The organism is Streptomyces sp. NPDC007162 (genome assembly GCF_040634175.1).
Taxonomy (GTDB): domain Bacteria; phylum Actinomycetota; class Actinomycetes; order Streptomycetales; family Streptomycetaceae; genus Streptomyces.
In genome coordinates, this window is sequence record NZ_JBEYFC010000486.1 from 1 (window position 1) to 6,778 (window position 6,778).

The window sequence follows — 6,778 nt, forward strand, 5'->3', positions numbered from 1 at the left end:
GCACCGGCGTCGGTGACGTCGAGCACCGGGCAGCCGGGCCGGGCCGCCCGGCGTCCCCGCAGCCCGCGCCTTCGCCGCCCACCGCGACGGCCCAGGCACCGGCGGCCGCCCCGACGCCCGCCGCGCCCCCGCCCAGCGCCCCGGAACCGCCCCCGGTGTCCCCCGAGGACGACATCCCGGAGGAGGACGACCCCGACCTCGACGAGTCGGCCCTCTCCGGTCCCGAACTGATCGTGCGGGAGCTGGGAGCGACCGTGGTGGAGGAGATCCGGAACGAGTAGCGAGGGGGCCCGGGGAAGGCGGTCGCGTCGGCCGTCCCCACCCTTGGAGGAACCTCCAGCCGACCCGCCCGGCTACGCTGGCCCCGTGAAGGTCCTCGTCATCGGCAGCGGCGCCCGCGAACACGCCCTGTGCCGCTCCCTGTCCCTCGATCCCGACGTCACCGCGCTGTACTGCGCCCCCGGCAACGCCGGCATCGCCGAGGTGGCCGAGCTGCACCCGGTCGACGCCCTCGACGGCGCCGCCGTCACCGCCCTGGCCCGGGAACTCGGTGCCGACCTCGTCGTGGTCGGCCCGGAGGCCCCGCTCGTCGCCGGGGTCGCCGACGCCGTGCGCGAGGCGGGCATCCCGGTCTTCGGCCCCTCCGGGGAAGCCGCGCGGATCGAGGGGTCCAAGGCGTTCGCCAAGGACGTGATGGCGGGGGCCTCAGTGCCCACCGCCCGTTCGTACGTCTGCACGAACGCCGAGGAGGTCGCCGAGGCCCTCGACGCCTTCGGGGCGCCGTACGTCGTGAAGGACGACGGGCTCGCGGCCGGCAAGGGCGTCGTCGTCACCGACGACCTCGACGTCGCCAAGGCGCACGCCGCCGGGTGCGAGCGGGTGGTCATCGAGGAGTTCCTCGACGGCCCCGAGGTCTCCCTCTTCGCGATCACCGACGGCGAGACGGTCCTTCCGCTCCAGCCCGCCCAGGACTTCAAGCGCGCCCTGGACGACGACGAGGGCCCGAACACCGGCGGCATGGGGGCCTACTCCCCGCTGCCCTGGGCCGATCCCAAGCTGGTGGACGAGGTCCTGGAGACGGTTCTCCAGCCGACCGTGGACGAGATGCGGCGGCGCGGCACCCCGTTCTCCGGGCTGCTCTACGCCGGCCTCGCGATCACCTCACGCGGTGTCCGGGTCATCGAGTTCAACGCCCGCTTCGGCGACCCGGAGACCCAGGTGGTCCTGGCCCGGCTGAAGACGCCGCTGGCCGGGGTCCTGCTGGCCGCCGCGACCGGCACCCTCGCCGACCTGCCCCCGCTGCGCTGGACCGAGGACGCGGCGGTCACCGTCGTCGTCGCCTCCCACAACTACCCCGGCACCCCGCGCACCGGCGACCCCATCACCGGCCTCGCCGCGGTGGCCACCGAGGACGCCCCGCACGCCTACGTCCTGCACGCGGGGACGAAGTACGAGGGTGACGCGGTCGTCAGCGCCGGTGGCCGGGTCCTCTCGGTGACCGCGACCGGCACCGATCTGGCCGAGGCCCGGGAACGCGCGTACACCGCCGTGGCCCGGATCGGCCTCGACGGCTCCCAGCACCGTACGGACATCGCGGCGAAGGCGGCGGCCGGGGCCTGAGGCCCGGCAGCAGTGTTTTCCGCACCCTCTCGACCCGCTCGTTCCTGATCAGGCCCCGGACCCGAAATCCGGGGCCTGATCCTTGCTGTCTGTCGATCACCTCTGACCAAAGCCATTCCATCGAGTGACCGATGCCCCATCCGGCTGACGGGGGCCGGGGCCCCAACTAGGGTGCGGCGCAAGGATTCCGGCACTTGGCCCACCGGCATTGCGATGTCAGTGACGGGTGCCACAGTGGGGGAGTGAGCAACAGCCAGGACAGCGCCAGGACAGCAGGGAGGGGGTGAGCTCCGGTCGTGACCGGAATCGGTGTGGAGGCGGGGGCACAGGCGGCCCGCACGCGGGCGCTCGCCGTGCTGCGCGTCCGCGGCCGTGCCCTGGCCGTGGCGCTGCTCCCGGCGGCGGCCGCGGTGATCCTGCTGGCCGGCGGTTCCACCGGCCACTTCGTGGGCCGGGGCTGGGACACCGCCCGCTGGGTCGTCGGCGTGCTCGCCCTGGTCGTCCTGCTGGCCGCCGCCGGTGTCGCCGTGGTCGTGGCCCGCGCCCGGCCGGCCGTGACACCCACGGTCCCGATCCCGGAGGGGTCCGCCCCGGACCTGTACCGGATGGTCCGCGACCTCGCCGACCGCCTGGCCGTCCCGGCGCCCTCCGCGATAGCGCTCACCCCGGACTGCGACAGCTGGCTGGAGGACCGGACCCACCCGGCGCACGGCCCGCCCGCCCCGCGCGGCGGCGACGAGCTGGGCGACCCAGGGGCGCACCGCCGTACCCCGGCCGCGCCCGTCCTCGTCATCGGCTCCCCGTTCCTGTGGTGGATGCGCGTGGGCGAGCTCCGCGCGGTCCTCGCCCCGGTCGTCGCCGGTACGGGACCCTCGGCGCACCCCGACATAGCGGCCGCCCGCCGCTTCGTCCGCGGTCTCGACGCCGCGGTGGCCGTCTCGACGTCCCCGCGCCGCCCGGCGGCCCGTCTGCTGTGCGGGGGAGTGGGTTGGGTGGCCCGGCTGCTGCTGCGCGGCTGCCGGGAGCACGCGGCCCTCATGGAGCGCGGGGTGGCCGCGGCCGCGGCGGAGCGCGCCCAGGCCGTGGACTACGGGCTGCGGATCGTCGCCCAGGAGCAGGTCGGCCTGGCGTACGCGGGCTGGGACCGGCTGCTCACCCGGGTCGCGCTGCCCGCGTGGCGGATGGGCCGCTGGCCCTCCCGGCTGGACGCGGGCGTGGTCGCGGCGCTCACCGAGCTGTCCCGGCGGGACCGGCTGGCCGAGGGGTTCGCCTCCCGGCTGGGCGAGCGGCCGGCCTGCGACCTGCTGGAGGAGCCGGGGCTGGTGGACGAGGCCGCCTCGCTGCTCGCCGCCCGCCTCTTCCACGGCGGCCCCGCCGAGCCCGGCCCGGCCTGGGCGCCGGTGGACTGGCGGGAGTATCCGGACGAGGTCGTCGACCGCACCTGGCGGACGGAGGCGGCCAGGCTGCACCGTGTCCTGGACTCCCTCGGCGTGCGGGCCACCCTCGACCCCGGCGCGCCCGACCCCGGTGGCCCCACCCTGGCCCGCGTCCTGGACCACCTGACCGCCCCACCGGCCGCCCCCGACCGCGCCGCACCCTCCCCGCCCTGCGCGCCCTGTGCCGAGCCCCTCTCGCTCCGCGGCGAACGCCCTCCCGCCGGCGACGAGCCCCCGTCGCCCCATGACGAACCCACTCCGGCCGCCGCGGACCGCCCCCCGCCCCACCCCGAACACCTTCCGACCCACGACGAACACCTCCCGGCCGCCGCGGACCGCCCTCCGACCTACGACGAACACCAAGCGGCCCTCGCCGAGCACCCCCAGGCCTACGACGACGAGCCCACCGGTACCGAGCGCAGTGCCGCTCTCGCCGCCGGTCTCACCGCCGCTCTCGCCCGGGAGGAACGCGAGCAGGCCACCGGCGCCACCGCCACCGCTGCCGCCCGCCCCGGCTCCGCCACCCCCGCCGGACAGGCGGGCCTGGGCAGCCCCCTCTGGGACGACGGCGCGCTGCCCCTCTTCCCGCTCCAGCCACCGCGCACCGCCCGGGAACTCCTCGCCGACCACGTCAAGGCGATGGTGTGCTGCGCGGCCATGGACACCGCCGGGGCCACCCCCGGCCTGGACTGGCTCGACGGCCCGTCCCTGCTGGTCGACGGCGAGCGGGCCGCCGACCTGACGCCCAGAGTCCTCAGCCTCATCGAGGAGGGAGACCCGGCCCCGCTACGTGCCTGGCTGGTCAAGTCCGGGATACGCCCCGAGAAGCCGGTCCGGCTGGTCTGACCTGGGGTGTTCCGACGCCTTAGCGGAGCGAACTGTTCCACTTCAGGCAAATTCGCAACGAACCGTGACAGGACGCGTGCGTTATGTGATGTGCTTGGACCGTTCGGTGAATGGCAAGCGCACCCGACATAAGACAAACGCAACCGGCACGAGGCGACACGAGGACAGGCGCCACGGTCACCGCCCGAACAGCAAGCGCACATCGACTCGTATCAGCACACCTCACGGGGGCACGAGGGAGGGGAGCCACCATGGCATCGGACCACATCCGCCGCTGGGAGTCGGGAGCACTCGCGCACGCCGTCACGGACCCCTTCGGCCTGGGGCCGGTCCCCTGGCTGCGCGGCAGCGAGACGTATTTCGACGACACCGGACACGTCGTCCCGTGGTACGTGGACCAGGGCGTCCAGCCGACCGGCGGGAACCCGCGGATCCCCGCACCGCGCAAAGCCGTCGGCCCCCGCTCGGCGGACGACGTGCACCGTCAGATCAAGGGGTTCACCTCGACCGGCGCGGTCGCCCCCGGCGAGGCCGTCGACTTCCACATCACGGTCGACCCGCCGCAGGAGTTCAGCGTCGACATCTACCGCATCGGCCACTACGACGGCGACGGCGCGGCGAAGATCACCACCAGTCCCCGGCTGTCCGGCATCGTGCAGCCGCCCCCGCTGGCCGCCGACCGCACGGTCTCCTGTCACCACTGGTGGCTGTCCTGGCGGCTGCAGGTGCCGTCGTACTGGAGCATCGGCGCGTACGTCGCCGTCCTCACCACGGTCGACGGCTACCGCTCCCACGTCCCCTTCACGGTCCGCGACAACCACCCGGCCGACCTGCTGCTCCTGCTGCCCGACATCACCTGGCAGGCCTACAACCTCTACCCGGAGGACGGCCGTACCGGCGCCAGCCTCTACCACGCCTGGGACGAGCGGGGCCGGCTGCTCGGCGAGGCGGACGCGGCGACCACCGTCTCCTTCGACCGGCCGTACGCGGGCGCGGGCCTGCCCCTGCACGTCGGGCACGCCTACGACTTCATCCGCTGGGCCGAGCGCTACGGCTACGACATCGCCTACGCCGACGCCCGCGACCTGCACGCCGGCCGCGTCGACCCGACCCGTTACCGGGGCCTGGTCTTCCCGGGCCACGACGAGTACTGGTCGGCGCGGATGCGCCGTACGGTCGAGCTGGCCCGGGACAGCGGCACCAGCCTCGTCTTCCTCTCCGCCAACACCATGTACTGGCAGGTGGAGTTGGGGCCCTCCCCGTCCGGGGTCGCGGACCGCCTGCTGACCTGCCGAAAACGCAAGGGTCCGGGGAAGCCCGTGCTCTGGCGCGAGATCGACCGGCCCGAACAGCAGACGGTCGGCATCCAGTACGCGGGCCGGGTGCCCGAGCCGTCCCCGCTGATCGTGCGCAACGCGAGCCACTGGCTCTGGGACGCCACCGGCGCCCACGACGGCGACGAACTCCCGGGGCTGGTGGCGGGCGAGGCCGACCGCTACTTCCCGCGCACCGCGCTGCCCGAGCACGAGGAGCGCATCCTGCTCGCCCACTCCCCCTACACGGACAACGACGGTGTCCTCCGCCACCAGGAGACCTCGCTCTACCGCGCCCCCTCCGGCGCACTGGTCTTCGCCGCGGGGACTTTCGCCTGGTCCCCGGCCCTGGACCGCCCCGGCCACATCGACTCCCGTGTCCAGCGCGCCACCGCCAACCTCCTGGACCGGATCTGCAAACGCGACTGACCCGCACAGGAGTCCGCGCGGCCCCCGTGTCCGTCCCCGGCCCGGCATACGGGAGAATCGAGGGCATCTGTACAGAACCACGGGGAGGAACCGTGTCCGGATTCGTCGAAAAGCCCGAGCCCGTAGAGGTCCCGGGTCTGGTGCATCTGCACACCGGCAAGGTGCGCGAGCTGTACCAGAACGAGGCGGGCGACCTCGTGATGGTGGCCAGCGACCGTCTGTCCGCGTACGACTGGGTGCTGCCGACCGAGATCCCCGACAAGGGCCGGGTACTCACCCAGCTCTCCCTGTGGTGGTTCGACAAGCTCGCCGACCTGGTCCCGAACCACGTCATCGGCACCGAGCTGCCCGAGGGCGCCCCCGCCGACTGGGCGGGCCGCACCCTGGTCTGCAAGTCCCTGAAGATGCTCCCGGTCGAGTGCGTGGCCCGCGGCTACCTCACCGGCTCGGGCCTCGCCGAGTACCAGGAGTCCCGTACGGTCTGCGGGCTCGCGCTGCCCGAGGGCCTGGTCGACGGCTCCGAGCTGCCCGGCCCGATCTTCACCCCGGCCACCAAGGCCGAGGTCGGCGAGCACGACGAGAACGTGTCGTACGAGGAGGTCGCCCGTCAGGTCGGCGCCGAGACGGCTGCGCAGCTGCGCCAGGCCACCCTCGCGGTGTACGGCCGCGCCCGGGACATCGCCCGGGACCGGGGGATCATCCTGGCCGACACGAAGTTCGAGTTCGGCTTCGACAACGACGTTCTGGTCCTCGCCGACGAGGTCCTCACCCCGGACTCCTCCCGGTTCTGGCCGGCCGACGAGTGGCAGCCGGGCCGCGCCCAGCCGTCGTTCGACAAGCAGTACGTGCGCGACTGGCTGACCTCGGCCGAGTCCGGCTGGGACCGCAGCAGCGAACAGCCCCCGCCGGCGCTGCCCGAGCGGGTGGTCGAGGCGACCCGCGCGAAGTACATCGAGGCGTACGAGCGCCTGACGGGCCAGAGCTGGGCCTAGTGCCGCACCAGGGGCTGCCGCGGCAGCCCCTGGCACGAAGAAGACCCCGGTCCAGTGGACCGGGGTCTTTTCCCGAGCGGACGACGAGGCTCGAACTCGCGACCTCAACCTTGGCAAGGTTGCGCTCTACCAACTGAGCTAC

Annotated in this window: 4 protein-coding genes and 1 pseudogene; all 5 read left to right on the forward strand. The window is 73.9% G+C overall.

From position 1 onward, the window contains the following. Positions 1 to 281 (forward strand): annotated as a pseudogene (locus ABZ646_RS36840) (DNA polymerase III subunit gamma and tau); the annotation flags it as partial. Between the two features lie 85 nt (positions 282 to 366). Beyond that, complete coding sequence (gene purD / locus ABZ646_RS36845) at positions 367 to 1,620, forward strand: phosphoribosylamine--glycine ligase (protein WP_360529098.1); 1,254 nt, start codon at positions 367 to 369, stop codon at positions 1,618 to 1,620. Positions 1,621 to 1,916: 296 nt separating this feature from the next. After that, complete coding sequence (locus ABZ646_RS36850) at positions 1,917 to 3,902, forward strand: hypothetical protein (protein WP_360529101.1); 1,986 nt, start codon at positions 1,917 to 1,919, stop codon at positions 3,900 to 3,902. 251 nt (positions 3,903 to 4,153) lie between these two features. Beyond that, the gene (locus tag ABZ646_RS36855; protein WP_360529104.1) at positions 4,154 to 5,644 is read left to right on the forward strand and encodes a N,N-dimethylformamidase beta subunit family domain-containing protein; all 1,491 of its coding nucleotides are present in this window, start codon (positions 4,154 to 4,156) and stop codon (positions 5,642 to 5,644) included. A 92-nt stretch (positions 5,645 to 5,736) separates the two neighbouring features. Then, on the forward strand, positions 5,737 to 6,636 hold the full coding sequence (locus ABZ646_RS36860) for a phosphoribosylaminoimidazolesuccinocarboxamide synthase (protein WP_360529107.1): 900 nt from the start codon (positions 5,737 to 5,739) through the stop codon (positions 6,634 to 6,636). The last annotated feature ends 142 nt before the right edge of the window (positions 6,637 to 6,778 follow it).

Excerpts from the sequence above, each read along its gene's own strand:
- ABZ646_RS36855 (WP_360529104.1), top strand. The coding sequence starts at position 4,154 with ATGGCATCGGACCACATCCGCCGCTGGGAGTCGGGAGCACTCGCGCAC.